Source organism: Thioclava electrotropha, assembly GCF_002085925.2.
Classification (GTDB): Bacteria; Pseudomonadota; Alphaproteobacteria; order Rhodobacterales; family Rhodobacteraceae; genus Thioclava; species Thioclava electrotropha.
On sequence record NZ_CP053562.1, the window covers coordinates 1,297,519 to 1,322,632 of the forward strand.

At 64.4% G+C, this 25,114-nt stretch carries 1 protein-coding gene (cut by a window edge); it reads left to right on the forward strand.

All coding sequences use genetic code 11. The features are described 5' to 3' along the window. Positions 1 to 25,114 carry the 5' portion of a matrixin family metalloprotease gene (locus tag AKL02_RS06375; protein WP_133051911.1) on the forward strand. It continues 14,186 nt past the right edge of the window, so only the first 25,114 of its 39,300 coding nucleotides appear in the window; it begins with the start codon at positions 1 to 3; its stop codon lies beyond the right edge, outside the window.

Sequence of the window (25,114 nt, forward strand, 5' to 3'; positions counted from 1 at the left end):
GTGACGAAATTCCTGCGTCGGACCCGCTCCGACGTGCAGGATGCTGTCGGTCTGGCCAATGACACCGCCCTCCACGAAGCCGATAACACCCTTCACCGCGAGGAAAATTACCGCATCGAGGCGCTGGAGCCGCGGCTTTTGCTCTCGGCGGACCCGATTTCGGGAGAACTGGCCCGGATGGCAGCCAATGCGCAGCCATTGGACCTTCTCGAAGACCTCATCGTGCTTGTTCAGACGGCTTTCGACCAGAATGTGCGCGGCGAAACGGGGGCTGATGAAGGGGCTTCGGACACCGGTTCGAACAGTGTGGACTGGCCGGAAGACTGGGGAAATCCTGCCGCTGCAACGCAAGCCGTCGCTCCGCAGGACGTGCAGGAAGAGGGGCAGCCAACGCCCTTCGAAGCGTTCCTTGCCCAGTTCGATATTCAAGAAAATCAGGGCATCGAAGGGCTGCGCGAGCTGCTCGGTTCGATGCTGTCGCAGCTACGTGGAAGCTTTGGCGCGGGACAAGACCCCGCAAGCAGCTCCGTGGTCGATCTGACCGGAAATGAGCCTACTGGCCCCCCGGCCGCAACCACTAATGCACTGACGAATAACGAAAATACGCAAAACTCCAACAATGGGGCGGTTCTTGCTGCGCTCCAGGATCTGTTCCAGAAAATCAGTGAAACCCTTGGTCTTGGCGAAATTTTCAACGCTGGTCCGTGGGGCCCGCAAGCCGATTACCTCCATTTCGCCGGCACCGCCCCGACGGGCGCGGACGCCGCGGATCTCACCGAGGAAGAGCTTGCCCCGGTCTTCGAGGAAGCGCTCGCTCAGTGGGCGGCCCGGACCGATGACGCGGCGATCCTGTCGCAGCTCACCATCTCGATCACCGATCTCGAGGACGGCGCGCTTGCCCGGATCACCGGCACGCATATCGAAGTCGATGCCGACGCGGCAGGGGCCGGTTGGTTCACCGGTCTCGATACGAGCGAGCCGATCGATGGCGTCGATCTGCTGACGGTCCTCACCCACGAGATCGGCCATGCGCTCGGTTACGACCACGACGCCGATCTGGCCGTGATGGGGGAGAGCCTCGGCACGGGTGAACGGATCGCGCTTCCCGAACTTCAACTCGCGACCTCGGACCCGGTCGATGGCGCGCTCCAACTGTCCGACGCGTTCACCGCGCCGGTCATCACGCCCGGCGCCGGGTTCGCCGAGAACCTCCGCGCGCTGTTCGCCGGTCTGGCCTCGGCACTCGGCATCCAGATCCCGTTTGCGGAGGAGAGCGGACAATCGCTTCGTCTCGATCCGGCGGCGGCTGGCACCGGCACCGCCGATCTCACCGAGGCACAGGTCGCCCCGATCTTCGACGAAGCCCTCGCTCAGTGGGCCAGCCGCACCGACGCGGCGATCCTGTCGCAACTCACCTTCACCATCACCGATCTCGAGGACGGCGCGCTCGCGCGGATCACCGGCACGCTGATCGAGATCGACGCCGACGCGGCCGGGGCCGGTTGGTTCATCGACGCGACGCCCGGCGACAGCACCGAGTTCGATCTGCTCGCAGGCGACCGTCTGGTGGCGACCGACGGTGCGGCCTCTGAGGGCGTCGACCTCTACACCGTCCTGCTCCACGAGATCGGCCATGCGCTCGGTCTCGACCATGACGCGGACGCAGCGGTGATGGGCGCGACGCTTGGCACCGGCGAGCGCATCGGCCTTCCCGACGCGACCCCGAGCCTCGGCGCTCCGGTGGCCGGCGCGATCTCGGAAGCGGGGGGCGCGCTCGACGGCACCGCCGACAGCAACCTGACCTACACCGTGAACCTCGACGGCACCGTCACCGTCAACGGCACGACCTATGGCACGCCCGGCGCCCCGGTCACCTCGATCGCAGCGGGCGCTGGCTTCAACGACACGATCGAGGGTCCGGACGCCGCGACGGTCTGGACGATCACCGGCATCAACGAAGGGTCGCTGAGCTGGAACGGCCTCACCATCACCTTCACCGGGGTCGAGCGTCTCGAGGGGGGCACCGATGCCGATGCCTTCGCGATCGACGGGCCGGGCTTCGTGACCTCGGGCTTCGCGGGCAATGCCGGTCTGATGGAAATCTCGGTCGGTGACTTCGTGAGCCTCGCGACCAGTGACGGCGTCGGCTCGCCGATTGGCTACACCACCGACACCGGGCTCGACGGTGTGCTCTACGAAGTGGACACCGGCACGACCACCGCCGTCACCGGCGGGCTCGAGGTGACGACCATCTCGCTCACTAGCGGCTCGTTCTTCGCGGGCAGCGGTGCGAACGGCTACTTCACCCTCGGCCAGCCCAACAGCTCGGTCGGCTTCGCAGTCGACAACCTGAGCTTCTCGATCACGATGATCCGCGAGACTGCAACGGACCGCCAGTGGGTGATCGCCAATGGCGCCGTCGATGCGCTGGGTCTGGTGAACGTCGACAACGTGACCGCGACGCTCTCCAACGGCACGCTGGAACTGGCGACCTCGCAACTGACCGACCCGAACGATGCGCTGAGCGCCAAGCTCGTCGTCTCCGAGATCGACAGCGTGGCGACGGGCGCGACCGCACCGCTGGCCAAAGTCTCGGGCGATGTGACGCTGGCCATCGGCGGCGAGGTTCTGATCGCGGGCGGCTTCAGCTTCACCAAGACCTTCGTCAGCGGTCTGACCGGCGCGACCGACACGATCGGCGATCTGATGGTCTTCGGCTTCAACGCGGTCAAATTCTTCGCGGGCACCGGAGCGGTCTTCGATACGAGCGGCCCGGTCACCGTCGACACCACTAACGCCTTCGGCTTCTCGGTCACCGGCTTCACCGGCACCTTCGCGGTGCTGAGCGCGGGCGGCACCACCTATACCGGCATCGACTTCTCCTTCGCCAACGCGACCCCGGTCGGCATCACCGGGCTGACCGCCGAGGTCAGCAATGTTTCCGTTCAGGTGAACACCGCCTCGGGCGTGGCCACTCCGTTGGACTGGGACCAAGGCGGGCTGAGCGAAGCCGGGCTGACGCTGAACGGTGCGCTCACGAAGGTCGAGGCCACCGCGACCCTGATCGTGAATGACGCGGTCTATGTTAGCGGCACCTTCGCGCTCGAAAGCTCCGCCAAGACCGGCGTGACGTTCAATGGTGCTTCGGAGGATGGCGATTACTTCACCCTCTCGATCATCGGCGGGCGTCTCTTCGCGGGCGTCGGCGCCGAGGTCTCGGGCGGCAGCTACGACCTGACCAATGCCACCGGCTTCGAGATCCCGACCCTCGATCTGACGCTGGCCATGTTCACCGTGACCTCGGCTGGGGCAAACCTCGGCCACAAGGTCACCGCGCTGGAACTCTCGACCGCCGCCACGCTGCACGGGATCACCGGTGTGACCGCGACGGTCGATGCGCTCGACGTGACCTATGCGAGCATGGCGTTCGACTGGAGCCAGGTGGGCGGGCCGAGCTTCAGCTTCGACACCACTTTCACGGGCTTCACCATCGATGTGCGCGCGGTCTTCACGATCAAGAGCACCGTTCTGCTGGCGGGCGATATCTCGATCACGGTGACGAAGCAGACCATTGCGGCGGCGGATAATCCGCTTGGCTCCGATCTGACCGACGCGCAGGTGATGACCTTCGCGCTGGCGGATGGCTACATCTTCGTGGGCAGCGGCGGCAGCTTCACCACCGATGGGAATGGCAAGGTCAACGGACTGGACCGCGATCTTGATAGCAAGCTGGTCGGCACCGGCTTCGGCGCGGAAGGGGTGCTGTTCGAATTCGCCTCGGTGAAGAATGTCGATGGAACGACCGGCGCCGTGCTGAACGCCTGGAACGCGATCAAGCTCTATGTCGGCACCGTCGAGGTCGCGGGCATTCCGGGCTTTACGCTTGCCGTCAGCGATTTTGTGGTCGAGGTGAATGCACCTGATGCGATGGGCGGGATGAACCCGACGGTGATGAGCTGGGCCGGGCTCGATCTCGGCACGCCGCTCGCGCTGACCGATGGCACTGACGGCTTCGACAATACCGAGCGCTTCTTCATCGGCGCGACCATCGACGAGCTGAATATCTCGGACACCGTTCTGCTGACTGGCAGCTTCTCAGTCGAGAAGACGGCGGGCACCTCGGTCGGCGGCGTCACCGGCGATCTGCTCTACATCACGCTCACCGATCTGAGCCTCTTCGCGGGGGCGGGCGCCACGATCGGCGCAAGCGGCATCGACACGACGGACGCTATCGGCTTCTCGGCGGCGGGCGGCAATTTCTACATCGGCATCCTGACCACCACCGACCCGATCCCGGTCAGCTATACCGGCGTGTCGGCGAGCCTCGCGAGCCTCGGTCTGGTGAATGTCGAAGGCGTGACGCTGAACCTTGCGAGCCTCAAAGTGCTCTACAACTCGGTCAGCGATACCAACCTCTCCAATCTCGACTGGTCGAGCCTGACCGGCCTCGAAGATGTGACCGACACGGTGAGCCTCGCGGTCTCGGGCAAGCTGACGCTGGCGGTGGGCGATTTCGTCTATCTGCGCGCGGGTTTCGGGCTGAAGGCAATCGACGTGACCGCGCAGGCGGGCAGCACCGAGACGCTCGACCTCGTCGATATCACCACGGGCACGCTGACCTTTGTGACGCTCAGCGATGTTGAGTTCTTCGCGGGCACCGGCGCGTCGACCACCACGGATGAGGCGACCGGCACGACCACGCTGAACCTCTTGGGCGATGCCGCGGGTCTTTATGCGAATGGTGGCAATCTCGCGCTCGGCTTGCTGACCGATACGACGACCGGCGTGAAATATACCGGGGTGATCGGCTCGCTGAGCGCGCTGGAGGCCAAGGGCATCGACGCGGTCCAGATCAAGCTGTCGGGCATGTCGCTGGCATCGAACTCGACAACCGCGCCGACCGGCCCGCGCCTCGACTGGTCGACTGTGAACGATACCGACGTGACCACGGCGCTTGGCGATCTGGGCCCGGGTGATCAGCTGGCGGTGTCCGGCACGCTATCCGTCGAGATTTCCGAGACGGTCTTCGCGCTGGCGACCTTCAACTTCTCGGCCTCGACCGAGACGATCGACGACACCATCCAGGCGGCGATCACCGATGCGCAGGTCACGCGGCTGACCCTGACGAATGTGAACTTCTTCGCCGGTGTCGGCGGTGCCTTCGATGATGCGAATGCGCCCACCGCGATTGCCGATCAGGGCACGGGCTTCCTCGCGTCGGGCGGCACGCTCGAACTGATCGTCGTGAAAGAGAAACTCGGCACCGCGACACCCAAGAGCTGGAGCGCGCTGTCGCTTTCGGTCGATTACGTCGGGATGCGCGGCCTGCCCAACGAGTTCGCGCTCGGGGTCACCGGTCTCTACTTCCGCATGAACACGGCCTCGATGGGCGCGACCAAGCTGAACTGGTCGGCCATTGTCGATCCGGCCGAGAACCCAGGTATTGCGCAGATCAACGCCAATACCGGCATCGCCTTCGGCGGCACGCTCGATCTGGCGCTCGACGGGTTCGTGCTGGTCTATGGCACGGTCGAGGGGTCGATTTCGACGGCCGATATCAATGACGGCGTAATCACCCTGACCGCTGCCGATATCACGAGCTTCAAGATCACCGGCGCGCAGATCTTCGTCGGCGCGGGCGGCGCATTCGACCGCGACGCGACCACGAATGAGGTGACCGGCCTGCTCGATCAGGGCACCGGCATCTACGCCTCGATGGAGGCGGGCGATGCCTTGGAATTCGCGCAGGTGACCCGCCTCGGCGTGCTGACCGATGATGCGTCGACGAATGACAACGATCCGGCTACGCAATGGGACGACGAGACCGTCACCATCGGCTGGACCGCGCTGCGCGTCACCGTCGCGAGCCTCGGTCTGCGCGGCATCGACGCCTTCCAGATCACCCTGGCCGATCTCGCGGTAGACGGCAATTTCGCAGCCATCGACGGCACCTTCCTGAACTGGGCCTCGCTGGGCGGCGTCACCGGGCTCGACTTGCTGAGCCTCGCGGATGCCACCGGCGGCCTGACCCGCGACGATGGCTTCTCGGTCTCCGGCACCGTGTCGGAACTGAACGTGGCGGGCGTGATCGTGGCCTCGGGCAAGTTCGGCATCAAGAGCTTCGCGAGCGACATCATCGTGCCTTCCGGCATGACGACCGAGACAGTGCTGGGCGCGAATATCCTGATTTTCACTCTGTCGGATCTGAACCTCTTCGCAGGTGTCGGCGGCGCGCTTCTGGGCGACGGCACGATCGACCCCGATCAGGGCACCGGTTTCGTGGCCGAGAACGCCTCGCTGCAACTGGTGCTGGTGAAGGAAAATCCGCTGAGCGTGACGCTTCCGGCAGTGCCGCGCAGCTGGACCGCCGTTGCGCTCGACGTAGCCACGGTGCGCCTGCAGGGCCTGCCAAACACGGTTACTGTTCAGGGGCTCGATCTCTATTTCGGCTTCAACGGCGCGGATGCGGTGAATGGCGAGCGGATCGACTGGGCCGCGACCGGCGTGACCGAGATCGGCAATCTCGCCTCGGTCGATCTGTTCGACGTGACCGAGATGGGCGCGAGCTTCAACATCGCCTTCGGCGGCTATGTCGAGTTCACCGTCGACGGCTTCGTGACCGTCGCGGGCACGATGGCGGGTCAGATCCGGACCGAGACGCTCGACGACGGCAACGGGCTGATCGTCGAGGGCGCTTCGGTGATGACCTTCGCGCTGACCGGCGGTTATTTCTTCGCGGGGCAGGGCGGTGTCTTCACCCGCACCGATGGCAAGATCACGGATGTGAGCACGACCGAGGGTGCTGGCATCTACGCGAACAACGTGGGCATCGAGTTCGCCTCGGTGACCCAGACCGCCGACAACCCGCTGACGACAGGTGTGGTCGAGACCCGCACGGTCAAAAGTTGGTCGGCAATCCTCGTGACCTCGCAAAGCGTCGGCGTGACCGGCCTCACGGGCTTCACGCTGAAAATCTCGGATGTCGCGGTCGAAGCCAACTTCGGCTACACAGACCCGCTGAACGCGGCCAACAACTCGGTGATGAACTGGAAGGGCCTCGATCTGGGCCTGACGATCACCGACAGCACGGATGGCTATGACGCGACCGCGATCCTGTCGGTGACCGGCACCGTGTCGGAGCTGAACGTGGCAGGCGTCGTGATCGCGACGGGTACCTTCTCGATCAAGAGCCTGCTCGCCGATGTGGCGGTCGCCACCGCAATCGATGCGGATGGCACGCTGAGCGGGGCGAAGGTTCTGATCTTCACCCTGAGCGATTTGAACTTCTTCGCCGGTGTCGACGGTGTGCTCAAGAACGACGGCACGATCGACCCCGATCAGGGTATGGGCTTCGTGGCGCGGGGCGGCTCGATCGAACTGGTGATGGTGTCGGAAGACCCCGCCACCGTGACCTCGCCCGCCGTCGCCCGCAGCTGGATGGCCCTGTCGCTGCGCGTCGATCAGCTGGGCTTGCAGGGCCTTCCGCTGACCGCGACGGTGAAGGATCTCTACTTCGCGATGAACGGCGCGGATGCGGACGGTAACAAGCTCGACTGGGGCGCGACCAACGTCGATCAGATCAACGCGCTGGCCGATATCACCAATCTCGACGCGGGCTTCGGCATTGAATTCGGCGCCTATGTCGAATTGCAGATCGAAGGGGCGATCCTCTTGGCGGGTGGTCTGTCGGGTGTGATCCGCGATCTCACCGTCGACGATCCGCAGGGCGGCACGATCAGCGCCAAGGCCTTCTCCTTCTCGATCGACGGCGCCTATGTCTTCGTCGGCGCGGGCGGCGAGTTCACCTATGACGAATTCGACCGGGTCGACGCGGTCGCCAATGCGGGAACGGGCTTCGCGGCCGAAGGGCTCGCCTTCGATCTGATCTCGGTGACCGAGGTGGTCGATCTGGTCGCAAACCCGAGCGCCGTCGCGCGCAGCTGGACCGCGATGTCCGCCCATGCCGACACGATCTCGCCGCGCGGCCTGCCGCAGGGGTTGGACCTGACGGTGACCTCTCTCGACTTCACGCTGAACGGGCGCGACGCGATCAATAGCGATCAACTCGACTGGGCGCCGATCATTCAGGATCTGGGCGTCGATGCGGTCGCCCCCGAAGACGGCACGGATCTGGTGATCTCAGGCGGTCTGGATCTGGATATCTTCGGCTTCGTCACCGGCTCGGCCACCTTCGACATCGTGATGCGCAACCAGATCGAGGCAGAGCTGGACAGCACCTCCGACGGTCTCGAAAACGCAAGCCTCATGCTGATCGGCCTGCATGTCGAGAACCTCTTCGTCGGCCAGCCGGGCGGTGTGGGCTTGTCGGTGGCTTCCGCTGATATCGCGCTTGCGCTGATCAAGGCGACCCCGCCTGCAAACAGCACGCTGCCCGCGACCACCACGCCCTCGGCGACGGCGGTGCTGGGCAATATCCAAGGCGGCACGCTCGCCGGTCTGCCCGAGGGGATGGAACTGACGGTCAATGCCTTCTCGCTCGACTACTACGCGACGAAGCCCGCCGGGAACGACACCACGACCTTCTTCAACTGGAATTCGATCGATCTGGACGGCACGCCCGCGCAGGGCGACCCCGCGAACGACCCTGCAGGTCCGGTCTCCTTCACCTATGGCCCGAATGACGAGGTGGTCACTTTCGACGCCAGCGCAGACCGCACGCAGGTCGTGGGCTACCTGACGCTCAACGCCTTCGGCTTCGTCGATGTCGGCGCGGAATTCACGCTGTCGCAGGATATCGTCGATGTGGATGTGAACCACGACGGCACCTTCGACATCGCCACCGATATGAATGATGCGGTGCTGACCCGGATCAGCCTGAGCATCGATCCCGCCGACGAGGCCGCGAATGGCGGCGACGCCCCGGCGGATTACGAGGCGAAGTTCTTCATCGGCATCCCCGATGGCCCCGGCATCACCATCGCGAAGGCCGATATCCTGCTCGCTTCGATCAAGGCGGCCAATCCGCTTACCGATACCCGCGCCTTCACCGCGCTCAAGGCCGATATCGCCTCGGCGTCGCTGACCGGGGTTGATCTGGTGGATATCACCCTCGACACGCTGTCGCTCGAGATGAACAAGGCCAATGATGCGGCCGGTGTGATCGACGTGCTCGATTGGGGTCAGTCGATCAATCTCGACTCGACCGAATGGAGCGATGGCCTGGCCATGCTCACCGGTCAGGACCTACTTGCTGCGACCAATGGCAATGACGTCGACCCGGCCACCACTGACACGGTCCTCGACATGAGCCAGTCGGGCTTCTCGCTCTTCGCGGGTGCCACCATCGTCATCGAGAACTTCGTCCATATCGAAGGTCAGATCACGCTGACCAAGACCGACAAGGTCGCAGCCCGCATGGTCGGCTCGACCACCTCCTTCGAGGCTTCGGTTCTGTCGATCGGCATCTCGGATGCAGTGGTCTTCGCAGGGGTCGGCACGCCGACGATCACCAATGGCGAGGTCGATGCCACCTCCGATGCGACGGGCGTGGCGCTCTCGCTGCAGCGCATGGGTCTGCATATCGTCAAGGAAATGCCGCTCGATCCGGCGAACCCGACCGCGACCCCGCTCAAGAGCTGGATGGTCGTGAAGGCGACGGGCGGGGCTTCGCTGATCGGCGTCGACAATGTCACGGTTGATGGCTCGCTCACGCTGATCATGAACCGCGGCGGCAACGAGACGACGCCCTACAACACGCTCGACTTCACCTATGGCGGGGTGGGCGGCACCTGGGACATCACGGTCGGCGCCGAGACGATCACCTTCGACGAGCTGACCGTGGCGACGCTGGAAGTGTCGGGCTCGCTGACTATCGGCTTCGACTCCTATGTGTTCATTCAGGGCGAGTTCGCCTTCACCCAGTCGAGCGAGATTTACTCCGCCCTCGTCGCGGGCACGAGCACGAGCCGCGACCTCAAGGCGGTGACGGTCGGCGCGCAGCATGTGAACATCTTCGTCGGCACCGGCTACGATCTGACTAAGGGCTTCGACGATCAGGGCGATGCGGTCGGCCTGAAGATCACGGACGCCTATCTCGCGCTCGCAATGTTCAAGACGGTCGACGCGAATGGCGTGGCGCTGGCCGCGACCGATCCGGCGGCAGCCTCTTACATGGCGCTGAAAGCCGGTGGCACGGTCGAGCTGGTGGGCATCGACGGGGTCACCCTCTCGGGCTACGGGCTCGAGGTCGAGCTGAACCAGGGCAAACTCCTGAGCACGCAGGCCAAGGAAGCGCTGAACCTTGCGAGCTTCGATGGTGGCGGCTTCGACGTGAAGGTGAGCGACACCGATACCGTGACGCTCGATGCCAATGGCGCGATCCTTGCAGCGTCCGGCTTCGTGGTGCTGGGCTTCGAGGATTACGTCTTCCTCGCCGGGCAAGTGGCTTTCCAGAAGGGCGCGACCCTGACCGTGGGCACCGCGCCGAACCAGAAGACTTTCGCTGCGACCGAAATCTCGGGCGATGGCATCAGCGCCTTCGTTGGCACCGGCGGGCCGTATTTCGAGGTCGATACCTCGGGCGACACCCCGGTCGTGCAGCCGATGGCCGATACTTCGGGTGCGCAGGGTCTGGTCCTGACCAACTTCTCCTTCCGTCTCGCCATGCTGAGCCAGGTCGATGCCAATGGCGTCGCGGTGGTGGGCGGCGAGAAATACACCGCGCTCTACGCTTCGATCGAAGAGGTCGCGCTTGCCGGAATTCCGGGCGTCGCGATCAGTGCGAGTGGCGTCGAGCTCAAGCTCAACCAAGGCAAGTCGGGCACCGCGGGAGCGGGCGCCCAGACGATCCTCACGGGCTTCGACTTTACGGAGGTGACGGGCCTCGACCCCGGTGCCACGACCTTTGCAGATATGACCCCGCTTCAGGCGTTCTACAGCCTTGGCTATGCGGGCACTTTCCTTTCGGTCTCGGCTTATGGAGATCCGGTGGGAACGGGGATCGAGCTTCTCGTGAACCTCTCGGGCGATACGCCCACCAGCGCAGACGATGCCGACTTTGCCTTCTCCGGCGATCTGTCCTTCGAAAAGACCACCAGCGCGACGGGCGCGGTCTACTCGAAAATCTCGCTGACCGACATCACCCTGACATTCGGCGATTATGAATTCACCGGCGACGCGCTGCTCTATCTGATGCCGCAGGGCATGGCGGGCAGCTTCTCGGTTACGCTTCCCGATATCGCGTTCGACGACGGCACCAACGCCTATCAGATCGGCAATGGCACCACGGCGACGCTCGAGATCAACACCTCAATCCAGGCGGTCTATGTCGAGTTCGCGAATGGCGATATCCTCGATCTGCCGCGCGGCCAGTTCCTGCGGGTCGAAGTCGAGAACGCCGCCTTCTATGTCGACTTCAACGCGACCGACACCGACAATGACGGCACGCTCGACGTGGGCGCCTCGCCGGAGATCAGCCTGACCGGCACGTTGATGTTCTCGCAGCTGACGACCGGGATTGCGCCGAACCAGACCAAGCACATGACCATCGCCTTCACCGGGGTCACGGGCGGCTATACGGACTCGAACGGCGATGGCTACACCATCGAAGACGCGAAGGGCGTGATCCTGATCTATTCGGGCTCGGCCACGCTGTCGCAGAACGGCATCGCCGCACAGATCGAGGCGAGCGCGCAAGGCTCGGGGGCAGGCTTCGAGGTCTCGGCGAGCGCGATCATCCGCATCAACACCACCTCGCGCACCGATATCTACGAAGAGGTGGATGTGGGCGACGCGACCTACATTCTCGACTTCCAGGGTCAGGCCAATGTGAACCAGATCGCGCTGGCCGAGGTGAAGCTGAGCTACGAGCCTTACTTCACCATCGAAGGCAGCCTGAGCGACATTCTCCCGGCCGAACTGCCGGCGGGCGCGACCAGCGGCAAGATGGGGCGCAATATCTCGATCTTCCTCGGCGATGCGGGCGACCCGAACGATCCCAATGACGATATCGGGCTGCTGATCTCGAACACCACGATCGCGATCTTCGAATTCGGTACCTCCGCCAACCGCAAATTCGCGGTCTATGCGAAGGGCGAGGTGCAGGCGCTGGGCATTCCGGGGCTCAATATTTCGGGCACGGTCGAAGTGTGGCTCAACACCTCGGGCACCGCTTTCTCGACCACCGTGACCGGCTTCCCGCTGCTCGAAGGCGGCACCTCGGCGACCCCGGTTGCGATCACATTCGCCGCCCCGCAGATGGAGCGCGTGAAAGGCTCTGTCGAGATCAGCTTCGGCGTGGCCGAGACCGGCGATCTGCTGGTGATCAGCTCCAACGACGTGCTGTTCAACAAGACGCCCGATGGCCGGATCTCGGTCGATGCGCCCGAGACCTCGATCACGGTGACGCCGCCGGGCGCCGACAGCTTCGGCATCGAAGGCGCGGCCCAGTTCAGCTTCGGCGGCGCGACCGGCTTCCAGCTGACCGATATGCGGGTGACGGGCTACACGCTCTTCGGCGAGACCGTCTCGGTGACGCCGACGACGAACCTGCGCCCGCTGACCGCCGATATTGCCTCGCCGCTCAATGGCCAGATTATCAATCTCGACGGCTTCACCTATATCGACGTCACCTTCTACAACACCAACCGTCTCGATGCGGATGCCTACCCGGCCTATCCGCTGGGCATCGACCCGGACTCGATCACCGATATCGATCCGGAATTCACCATCACCGCGCGCTATGGCGACACGACGGCGGCGATCACGGTCGACGGGGCAGGGGTGCTGGTCGAAGGCACGGCGCGCCCGACCTATCGCTACCAGATCACCACGCCTGTGAGCCTGTCGGCGAACACCACCTATGAGGTGCAGTTCCTCGCCAATTCCTGGCGCGATGCGGCTGGGGCCCAAAGTGCCGCCGAATACGAGCGCTTCACGATCCGCAAGTCGCCGGTTCAGAATGCGCCTGCCGCGAACCCGGCGACCGATCCGCAGGATTTGACCACGATCACCGCCGCGCCCTCGATCGAGCTCGCCTCGCCCTTCAATGGCGCGGTGATCGACAAATCGATGCTGAACTCGAAGGGCTATGTCGACGTCACCTTCGTGCTGCCCAATGGCGAGATCCTCGATGCAAGCTCGATCAATGGCGACGAGATCCGTTTCGTGCGCACGGGCGGCGCGTCGAACGTCAATCTGCTGACGAACACCAACGGCACCTACACGGTCGAGAAGATCGGAAAGACGACCTATCGCTATTACGTCTTCGCCGAGCCGCCCGCCGCGACCGCCACTGGCACGGGCGTGGTCGGCACGCCGACTTCGACCTCGACCTCGCAGGCGAACCCGGCCTTCAACGTGGGCGATGTGCAGGTCGAATTCATCACCGGCACCTGGAAATACACCGATCGCGGCACTGATCTGAACAGCACCGCCGACGATGTCGTCTACTGGTTCGGAGGCGAGAACGGCTCGGTCGCGTCGCCCGCGAAGACAACCGCCTATGTGCAGATCTTCAAGGTGCAGGAACTGCCGGCGGCCGAGGCCGCGACCCCGATCAAGGTCGGCCCGGTCTCGATCCTCGCGCCGAAGGTCGGTCTCGCGAAGCTCGGCTTCAAGGACGGTCTGCTGGTCCTGACGATCTCGGTCGGAGCGGAAAGCGCTTCGCTCGCCTTCGGTGGCACCGCGACGCAGAATGCCGACGGCACCCAGACCAATAGCGGCGGCACCCAGATCACTCTGACCAACCTGCTGGTGAAGTTCGATATCGGCATCGACGTGATGGGCGTGATCTCGGGCGGCGGCGACGATCCGGTCGTCTCGCTCACCGGCAAGTGGTCGATCACCGCCGACAAGCTGACGGGCTCGATCCCCGATGTGGTCCTGTTCGAGGCCGACCGTATCAAGGTCGAATACGATCCCTCGTGGACGGCGCCCGATACCCCGGTCGCGGGTACGCCGGAGGGCGCGGGTCAGGAGATCATCAAGATCGACACGATCAAGGTCGCCTTCCCGAAATTCGGCATCGCGGGCCAGATCACGACCTTTGAGGGCGTGCGCGGCCTCACGATCTACGACAATGGCTTCCGCATCGGTCGCGGCGAGATCATCTATTCGGGCACCGGCGCGGGTTCGGGCACCGGCACGGGCGCGGTCCAGCGCACCGACGGTGCGACCGGCAAGATCACGTTCGGCTCGATCCTCGAATTCGACGACCTGCGCATCGGCGTCACCGACTTCTCGCTGATCTTCGGCCAAGAGGTGAATTTCGACGGCACGATCTATGTCGGCTCTGGCGGGGCGACCTTCGCACCGGGCAAGGCGATCAACGCCAAGGTCACCGACCGCGTCTCGGGCGAGGATGTGAACGACACGCTCGCGCTGAAGGCCGGCCTGACCTTCACCGATGGCGTGGTCGACGGCTTCATCTTCGAGCTCGACACGTTCGAGATCAATATCGGCTCGGTCCTCAAGCTGAAGGGGGTGGGCCTGTCGCTCGACACCGGGGCTGCGGATGACGAGGAGCTGATCAGCTTCGTGTCGATCGGCGCTGAACTGAAGATCGGCTCGCTGAACCTCTCGGGCGAGGCGCGCCAGTTCGCCTTCCTCGGCGACGGCACCTTCGTCACCAAGCAGGGCTTCGGCGTCTTCATCGGCGTGGGCGGGGCCTCCGGAGCGAACTTCAAATGGCCGAGCTGGCTGCCGATCAAGATCACCGAGATCGGCGTGCAATGGCCCGACATTCAGGCCGACCCGAGCGATTTCGTCCTCACCTTGTCGGCGTCGATCACCGGGCTGCAGGGCTATGACGGGCTGACCTTCGAGGGCACGGTCGAGGGCATCCGCATCGATGTGGGTCTGCTGCTGGAGGGCGCGTTCCCGATCATCGGCATCGACTCGATCGGTGTGAAGATCGGCGGCAACGCCTTCGGCGGCGAGATCGAGGGCGCGCTGATCGGCGGCATCATTCGGATCGGCGAGGGCAATCAGGTACTCTCCACCTTCGACCTGACGAGCCCGGTGAAAGACCGCGTCTTCTTCATCGGCGTCGAGGCGGGCTTCTCCTTCTCGGGTCTGGGCGGCTTCACGATCCGCTTCGCTCTGTCGGAACTGGGACCGCTCGGCGTGCTGGTCTCGGGCTCGGTGCCGGGCGGTATCCTGCTCGAGCCGAATTCGGGTCTCGCGATCAACGACTTCACCGGCGGCGTGGACTTCTTCAAGTCGCTGCCCGACATCACCGATCCCGACGAGCTCAACGGCCCCGATTTCGCGCTGCCGCTGAACGTGTCGATCGATGACTGGCTGAACTCGGTGCAGCAGCAGGTCGTGAACCAGTATATCGCGATCCAGAACGGCTCGGCGGCGGGCGGCGGGTTTGCGGCGGCCTTCACCTCGCCGATGATCATTACCGGCTCGGCCAAGCTTTATTCGATCTACACCTCGCAGGCGGTGTTCAACGGTCAGGTCACGATCAAGATCTCGACCGACGGCAAGATCCTCGTGATCGGCCAGTTGAACTTCGCAGCCGACAACCTGTCGCTCTCGGCACGGCTCTACGCGAACCTGTCGAAGATCGCGTCCGGCGAGGCGACGATCCTTCTGCTGGTGAAGATCCCCGATCAGGTCGATCTGCTGACGATCAAGGGCTCGCTGCAATTCGGCTTCAAGGACATCCTCGGCGAGGCCACGCAATTCGCCGTGGTCGAGGAACAGGCCGCGACGCCGACGCAGCGCCTCGACGGGCCCAGCGATGGCGGCGTGACCGGCGTCGGCAACTTCAACGAGCGCGCCTATATCGATATCACCTTCCCGACGGTGAACGGTGCGACGGTCGATGCGGCTTCGGTCTTCGACCTGACGCCTGAGATCGAGATCACCGGCGGCGATTTCACCCTCGACAACACGCAGGCCCCGGCGCAGGTCAGTGACGACACGTTCCGCTTCTGGCTGACCGGCACGGGCGATGTGAACTCGGTGACCTACACCTTCCTGTTCCAGGCGTGGTCCTACACCGAGACCGCGACCAACGAGACGGTCTATGCGGATGAGGACAACACGACCCAAAGCGGCGACCCGGCTGTCGCGGGGCCGTGGGTCGATATCAAGTTCATCGCCGAGATCGGTGGCGAGATCACCGCCGAAACTCTGGCCGCGATCGCGACCAACGGTGTGGCGCCGTTCAAGCTGTTCAATGACGAGGGCGACGAGATCGACCTCCTTGGCGCCATCGCGATCGGCGGCGGCAAGGTGCGTTACTTCATCGACACCTCCGATCCGGACCTGACGAACAACCAGCTCGCCGTCGGCGACTACACCGTGCGTTTCACCGCCGATACCTGGGCGAACAACGACACCCAGACCGGCAAGAACAACACCGCGACGCCGGATGCCGTGTTCTCGGTGGTCGAGCCTGAAGCCTCGCTCAGCGCGCCCTATCAGCTGGACGGTGACGGCTACACGGTCGACGTGAACCTCGCCAATGCCGATCAGCGCATCATCGTGACCTTCGATCCCGCAGGCAGCGGCTCGCTCGATTACGGCTCGATCCTCGATACGAATGACGAGTTCACCCTGACGCGCACCGGTGCTGCGGATGGCTCCACGGTGAATACGGCTGTCGGACTCTCGGATACGCCGGTTCCGGTCGCGATGTTCATGAACGATGACGGCACGGCGAGCCTGAAGACGCTCGGTCTCGATGCCGAAGGCAGGATCGTCGCCTCTGACAGCGCCGATAAAGTCAGCGATCTTCCGACGCCCCCCGCCGAACTCTATGCGCTCCTGAAGAAAGAGGGCATCACCCAGTTCGCCTATGCCATCACGACCGCGAATTTCGACTTTGCGCCGGGCACCTATACGCTCACCTTCACCGGCGCCTGGGCCGATGCGGCGGGCAATGCGGGCGCCACCGGCGACAGCGTGATCACCGTCGAAGGCGCGACCGCGATCATGGTTGATCCGGGTGCAGGCGCTGCGATCGACGTGAACCTGCTCAACGGTCGCAACTATATCGACATCCAGTTCCCGAACGTGCCCGACAGCGATTTCGTCTATGACGCGGCCTCGATCACCGATGGCGGGGCGGAATTCACGCTGACCGGCGCGGGCCTCGGCACGGTGCAGATCGACAATGGTGTGGCCCCAGTCCGCGTGGGCGGCACCGACGCGGCCCCGATCTATCGCTACTGGCTGACCGGCAGCTTCGACAGCGGCCAGACCTATGGCGATCTGACCATCGCGGCGGTCGAGCAGGGCTGGTCCTACCGCTATTCCGACAGCGCGAACCCGACCACCGACCCGGCGATCAAGAGCGGTGAGGACGGTCTGGGCGTGGTGGCCAATCTCGAGATCACCGAAGGTTCGGTCGAGATCACCTTCACCAATATTCCGACGGGCTACGTGCTCGACCCGGCTTCGGTGCTCGACCTCGCGGCCGAGTTCACCGTGCAGACCGACACTGACGAGACTTCGCGCCTGAGCGACGGCACCTTCCGTGTCGAGCTGGGCGAGGGCGCGCCGGCTTTGCTGCAAAACGATCCGAATGATCCGACGAAGATCTCCTTCATCTACTCGCTGCAGACCTTCATCGATGAGGGCAACCCGGCGGAGCCCGCCTCGCTCACTGGCGAACTCTACCCGCAGACGATCACGCTGGAGTTGGACATCACGTCGATCTCCTTCTTCTCGACCGCGGCGCTGAGCGCCCCGACCATCGTGGTCAAGAGCGGCTCGACCTACTCCGCCCCCAACGACGCCGCGAACCTGCCGGGCGACCGCACCTATTTCGACATCGCGCTGAGCGGGGCTTATGACGAGGACATCACCGATCAACTGGCCATCGGCGACGTGACTGTGACCGGCCTCACGATCACCGAACTGATGGATATGGGCGGCACGATCCGCGTCTTCGCAGACGGCTCGCTCGGCATCGGCAGCCATGACGTGACGCTGGCCGCGAACAGCTTCGGCGATGCGGCCAAGAACCGCGTCCAGACACTGTCCTTCACCGTCTCTGGCCCGCAGGGCGATCTGGTCGATCCGGCGAATGAGGGCAGCACGGGGCTGGGCGATGTGAACGGGCGCGGCTATGTCGATCTGCATTTCGAGCGCCCGGTGGGCGGCGCGCTCGATGTGGGCTCGATCACCGATCTCGCCTCGGAATTCGCCTTCGGCGGCAGCGGCTCGATCACCTTCGACGACACGCTGGCCCCGGTCTGGCTGAACCCGCAGGCGACCTCGGGCGACTATATCTTCCGCTACTTCACCACCGGCGTGGCTGCGGCAGACACCACGATCTCGCGTATCGCGACGTTCGAGGATCAGCCGACCGTTCTGCGCGCCGATGGCACGGCCGACGATGCGACCGGCCCGGTCTCCTTCGATGCGAGCACGCTTTCGGTGGCCTTCGTCGATGTGCGCTACACGCCGACCTATGGCGACGAGATCGACTTCGGCACGCTGGGCGACGAGATCAGCTTCTCGGGCACCGGCGCGAATGGCGTCACCGTTTCCTCGGCTCTGATCGTGGGCGACGGGCTGACCGTGCGCTACTTCCTCACCGGCAAGTTCACCGCCGGCACCGTTCAGGTCGATTACGCCGCAGCCAGCTTCGGCTCGGGAAGCTACGACAACGACGCGAAGACCCAGAGCTTCCGCCTCGTCCAGCTTGGTGCGAGCCTGACCGACCCGGTCGAAGGCGCTTCGGTGGGGCAGGCGCCCTTGAACGAGCGCGGCTTCATCGACGTCACCTTCGAGCTGCCGAGCTATGCCACCGGCGTCGATCTCGAGAGCATCACCGATGCCGGTGCCGAGGTGATCCTGAGCGCGACCGGCTACACGATCGAAGTAGATGACAGCCAGGCGCCGACCTACATGGGCGACGATGCGAACGGCAATCCGATCTTCCGCATCTGGTATCTGGGCGACTTCGCGGGCTCGAACCTCGATGACAATGTCTCGGTCGAGTTCATCTCGGGCAGCTTCGACTGGATCGGCACCGATGGCGGCACGATCAAGGCGATCACCGCGACCAATAGCGAAGATCTGGTGGTCACGACCGGCCAGATCGGTCTGGGCGCCAGCGCGCCGACGGCGACCTATGTGGCGCTGTCGCTCGGCACGAGCCAGACGCTGATCGATAGCAGCCTCGCGGCCTCCGACTTCACGCTGACCGATATCGACGGCAACTCGATCACGATCACCGGGGTCCAAGCCCGTGGTCCCCCAGGCGAGTTCGCTGTGACCTTCGACTCCGCCGACGCCGCCGACGGCGCGGTGCTGACCCTGACCTATGCGGCGGGCGCATGGACCTACGGGGCCGCTGCCTCCGAGGCGATCGATCCGACGACGCTCTCGATCAAGCCCACCGACACTGCTTCCTATATCGACATCACCTTCGACACGCTGGGCGATCCGAGCCTCAACGCGCTCTATGCGATTGACGCGGCCACGATCGACGGCGACGAGCTCACCCTTGGCGGGGCAGGCGGGGCCAATCTCGATCTGCTCGACCTCACCCCGACCGACATGGGTGACGGCACCTTCCGCTACTATGTCTCGCGCGAATTCGGCCTCGGCACGGTCACGGTGTCCTTCAACGAGGGCAGCTGGTCCGACCTGCAGGGCAACGAGGGCGGCGCGAGCCAGCAGAGCTTCCGCGTCATCGACCAGATGCAGGAGGGCGGCCAGCCCGGCGAGGATGCCGACCCGGCCACCACCCGCGTCTTCTTCATCCGCGTCTCCGGCTCGATCACGCTGAATTCGGCAGGTATCCTCGACGAGCCGCTGGTCGAACTGCGCGCGCAGGCCGAACTGACCTTCGGCGATTACATCAAGGCCGACGGCTCCAAGGTCTTCCGCTTCGCGCTCGAAGCCTCGGGCACGATCACGGTCTACAAGCTCGGCAATATCGGCTCGGCCGCAGCGCGCTTTGTGCTGGAGACCGGCGGTCTGTCGAGCGGCCTGCCGCAGTTCTGGGGCGTGGCCACCATCCAGCCGAACTTTGAGGCTCTCAACGAATATGGCGTCTGGATCAAGGGCAACGCGACACTGATGATCAACATGTCCGGCGAGGACAAGGTCGAGACCCTGTCGCTCGAAGGCATCCTCGGCGATCAGCTCGAGCGCATCTCGGGCGGCGACGACGACACGGTGGCCGTGGCAGATCTCGGCGCGTTGCCGAGCCAGGCCAATGAGGGCTTCTACGAGAAGCAGGCCGTCAGCACGGAAGTGCGCGCCACCTTCGCGGAATTCGGCGTCACGCTCAGCTCGGAGGCCAAGATCGAACTGGTGCGCGAGCTGAACACCCAGTCGCGCTGGCGGATTACGGACGGCGCGAAGAAGTACTTCATCGAGAGCCTCGACGGCACCGCGACGCTGCATTCCGAAGACCAGACCTACGAGCTGACGCGCAACTCGGTGGTCTTCTATATCGGCGGCGCGATCAAGCTGACCGACCCGGGGGCATCTGATCCGGATGTCGTCCCGACCGTGAACGTCTATGCGGAGCTGACCGGCGCCTTCTATCTGAAGATTTCGCAAGACGGGATCGAGGTTTTCGTTGCCGCCAGCGCCAATGTGTTCAACGTGATCTCGGGCCAGGCGGTCGGCCTTCTGATCATCGATTTCGGTGGGGTTTCGAACCACCCCGGCGTCGCGGGTAGCCTGTCGCTCGAGGTGAGCGTGGGCGATGCGGGCGGCGAGAATACGGACGCGGCGAACAATGCCGGCAGCTTCGGCAATATCGCGGAAGACGTCTTCCGCTTCGAGGCCGAGGTCATGGTGCTCTTCAACACCACCGGCATCACCCAGACCTTCGATGTGCCCGACGCGCTCGTGCCGTTCCTGCCGCCGAATGTTCCGACGACTTTCGAAATCTTCGAGCGTCCGCCGATCCTCGGACAGAACGAACGGGACATGACCAAGGATGCGGGCCCCTATTTCGTGGTCCAGATCAGCGGCTCGGTGACGCTCTTCGACTCGGTCACACTCAACGGCTTCCTGTCCGTCACGGGCACCGGCGACTCCCTGACGATCCAGGGGACGGTTTCCGGCCGGATCGCGAATTTCGGCGCGGTCGAGGGGATGCTCTATCTCGAGGCGAATATCGGCGCGAGCGATCCGGGCGTGGTCGGGCGGGCGCAGCTGTCGCTGGTCGGCGGGTTGGAGCTTCCGGGCGTCAGCCTCGGCGGGTCGCTCTCGATCATGCTCGAATTCAACACCTACGCGACGACGCAGGATCGCTACACGATCGTCACGCAGGGCGAATATAATGATCTCGTCGCCAACGGCGATGCGACCGCCAACACTGACGGCACCTTCTATTACGGCACGATTTCGGTCGAGAACGGGCTGTTCCTGAAGGTCACCGGCACGCTGGTCGTCTCGGATGTGATCGAACTGACGGGCGTCTTCACCTTCCGCATCGGCACCGCGCCCGATTTCGAACTGGTCGCGACGCTGGATGTGCAGGCGAAGCTCGTGGGCGTGGCAGAGTTCGGTCTGACCGGCGGTCTCGTGATCGCGGATGGCGGGCTGGTGATCTATGCCGAGATCGATCTCAACATCGACCTCGCAACCGTCATCACCGTGACTGGCGACGCGACCTTCCAGCTCAACACCTTCTCGACTGCGCGCACCCTCGAGATTCCGACCATCAATGCCAGCGGGCAGGAGAGCACGATTTCGGTCACCGTGGCCTCGGGCTTCAGCCTCGAGATCGTGGGCTCGGTCAACTTCGTTGGCCTCGCGACCGCCTCGGGCCGCGTCTATATCGGCCTCAACGCGAGCGAGTTCCGCGTCGAGTTCGATGTGACCTTCGGCCTTGCCGGGCTCAATATTTCGGCCGCAGGCGGCGCGGTGCTGTTCTTCAACTCCGGCACAGGTGAACTCGACGGTCTCGCGCTGCTTCTGGATGTCAGCATCAACGCCAATATCGCGCTGGTGATCGACATCGAAGCCAGCGGGAAACTGATGCTCAACACCGTCGGCCGCGACGTGACGATCTCGGGCCGTGTGCTGGAGCGCAACTCCTTCGTGCTCGATCTCAGCGGCAAGGTCGAGTTCCTGAAGGTTCTCAAGTTCGAAGCGGGCTTCCGGATCGAGGTCACGGACAACGCCTGGCGCGTGGACTTCAACGCGAGCATGGACTTCTTCGGTCTCGCCACGATGAGCGTGAACGGCTGGTTCAACTCGAAGGGCTATTTCGATCTGTCGCTGAGCGGTCGCCTCGTGCTGGGCTCGAACAGCTTCGGCCTGACGGGCAACTTCTCGATCCGGGTCTATTACCTCTTCGACGATGCGGCGGATGTCTACAAGCTCGGCGTCTCGGGCTCGGCCTCGGTCTCGCTGCGCGCCTTCAACATCAGCTGGGCCACGGTTTCGATCAGCTTCTCGGCCACCGCGACCGGCACCGGCCGCGTGCCGATCGTGATCTCGGCCAGCGCGAGCGTGAAGGTGCTCTTCGTGAAGGTCTCGGTGAGCATGTCCTTCACCGTGGGCTATGTCGAATTCCCGACCCCGATCTATCTCGCGGGCGATCTGAACGGCGACACCAATTCGGGCACCTACAAGGATTGGGATGACACCTCCACGATCCTCGTGCTGAACATGGGCGACGCGAATACCAAGCGCGGCATCGGCGAAGCGACAGAGGGCGAGACCTATATCATCGAGGCCGTCACCCCGGTCGTGAACGGCGCGCAGACGATCCGCGTGATCTATTCGGGCCGCGAGCAGGTCTTCGAGCACGTCCACGAAATCCGCGGCTATGGCGGCTCCGGCGATGACCTGCTGGTCGTGCGCGACGGCGTCGCCGTGCCGATCCTCTTCGTGGGCGGCGCAGGTGTCGATACCGTGGCCTACGAGGGCGACGGTCAGGTCACGATCAACTCGGCCTCCGAGGGCGGCACCGCGGGCGATCTGGGCGATCAGATCAGCATCGGCAGCGGCGTCGCGGTTGGCTCGATCATCTACGGCTCGGGCGCGAATGACCGGATCGTCTCGGACGCGCTGGTGCCGATCACCATCTACGCGCTCGGCGGCGATGACGTGGTGCTGCAGAACGGCACGGGCGTCGCCACGATCTATGGCGGCACCGGCGCGGACCGCCTGATCGGCGGCGCGGCGGCGGATGTGATCAATGGCGAGGGCGGCAACGACGAGATCGACGGTCGCGGCGGTGCGAACACGATCAATGGCGGCGGCAACGATGACCGTATCTTCCGCAGCCTCGCCTCCGACGGCGTTGAGGTGATCAACGGTGGCGGCGGCACCGATACGATCCTGCTTTATGGCACCGCGAACCCCGACACGGTCACGATCGGCCAGAAGCCCTCTGACTCCGGCATTCTGCAGGCGCTCGACGCCGATGGCAGCGGGTTCGAGGCCGACGGGGTCGAGGGGCTGATCATCCATCTGCTCGGCGGCACCGACACGCTGACGGTCAATCCGCTCGGCCAGACCGATCTCAACACGATGCGGATCGATGACGATCTGGTCGTGGAATCCGCCGATCCCGCGAAGGATGTGGCCGAGATCGACGGCGCGAGCGACGGTGTGGCCGATGCGGTGATCTTCAACGGCACCGGCGGCGTCGATACCTTCACGCTGAAGGCGGGCGCGGTGGCCGATCAGGAATTCATCCTCGTCGCCGCCTGGTCGACCGGCACCGTGACCGTCACCTTCGACGACACGATCCGCGCCAAGGGCGACACGCTGCGCATCTCGGCGGCGGGCGGCAATGACAAGATCACCGCCGGCCCGGCCGTGGCTGCGGGCGACCCGGCCAATGCGACCCCGCTGACCCATGACCTGATCGCGCTGACGCTGGAAGGCGAGGGCGGCAACGATCGGATCATCGGCTCGATCTTCAACGACGTGATCGATGGCGGCGCAGGTTCGGATACCGTGACGGGCGGCGAAGGGCTCGATGTCTTCCGCGACACCGACGAGGCGAACGAGACCGACACGCTGATCGAGGTCTTCGCGGGCGAGGATATGGGCCTCTACGAAAACCTGTTCCTCGTCGGCAAGGTCTTCCAGGCGGACGGCTCCACGGCCTATGCGGACGGCACGACCGATGGCACGATGGTGCCGGGCGACGCCGATCTGTGGAGCACCTCCGGTATTGGCGCGGGCGAGACCACGGTGGAGCGTCTGAATGGTATCTTCGAGGCGGTCGATCTGACCGGCGGCGACGGCGTCAACAACACCTTCGTCGTCAATGACCTGAGCGGCTCGGTGACGGTGGGCGGTCTGGCGATCGGCGTCAGCGCCTTCAACGGAACCGTGACGCTCGACAACAAGGGCTCGGATGCGAGCGGCGATCTGGAGCATTACATCATCGCAGCCCCGCTCGGTTCGGGCTTCACCGTTCATATCACCGACAGCAGCACGACCGACGCCGACAAGCTGGTCTATCTGGGCTCGCAGGGTGACGATTATGTCGCGCTGTCGGTGGGCCTGATGGCCGCCTCGCGCTACACCAATGCGGCTGGCAAGGTGCTGGGCGCGGCCGCCGTCAGCATCGATCACAGCAATCTCGACGTGATCGAAGTCGATACCCGCGAAGGCGCCGACGTGATCGCGGTCACCGCGACCGATCTGCCGATCTACATCAATAGCGGCATCGGCGACGACGTGATCAATCTCGGCTCCGCCGCCTCGTCCGAGCCGGGCACGGCCCCGCTGGGCGGCACGCTCTCGGGCATCGCCGCGCTGATCCAGATCGACGCCTATGACACCTATAGCGGCCCGATCCTCGCAGATCGTGGCAATGATACGCTCAACATCGACGACAGCGGCAATACCGGCGCGACCACCGGGGTGATCGGGCTGGAAGATCGCACGGCGGTCGAGGGCTTCATCTTCGTGGATGGCTTCACCGCTGCGACTGCGGGCATCCGCTACATCGCGCTCGAAAACGTCAATGTCGATCTGGGCGACGGTGTGAACGACGTCACCCTCAAGTCGACCGGCAAGCGCGACGTGACCACGCTCGAGACCCGCGACGGCGCCGATATCATCAAGGTCTTCGCGATCAACGGCCCGACCACGATCGACACCGACGCGGGCGACGATGCGGTCACCGTCACCGATGACGATCCCGACACGTCGCTGGCCAATGACGGCACGCTGAACGCGATCCTCTTCGGCT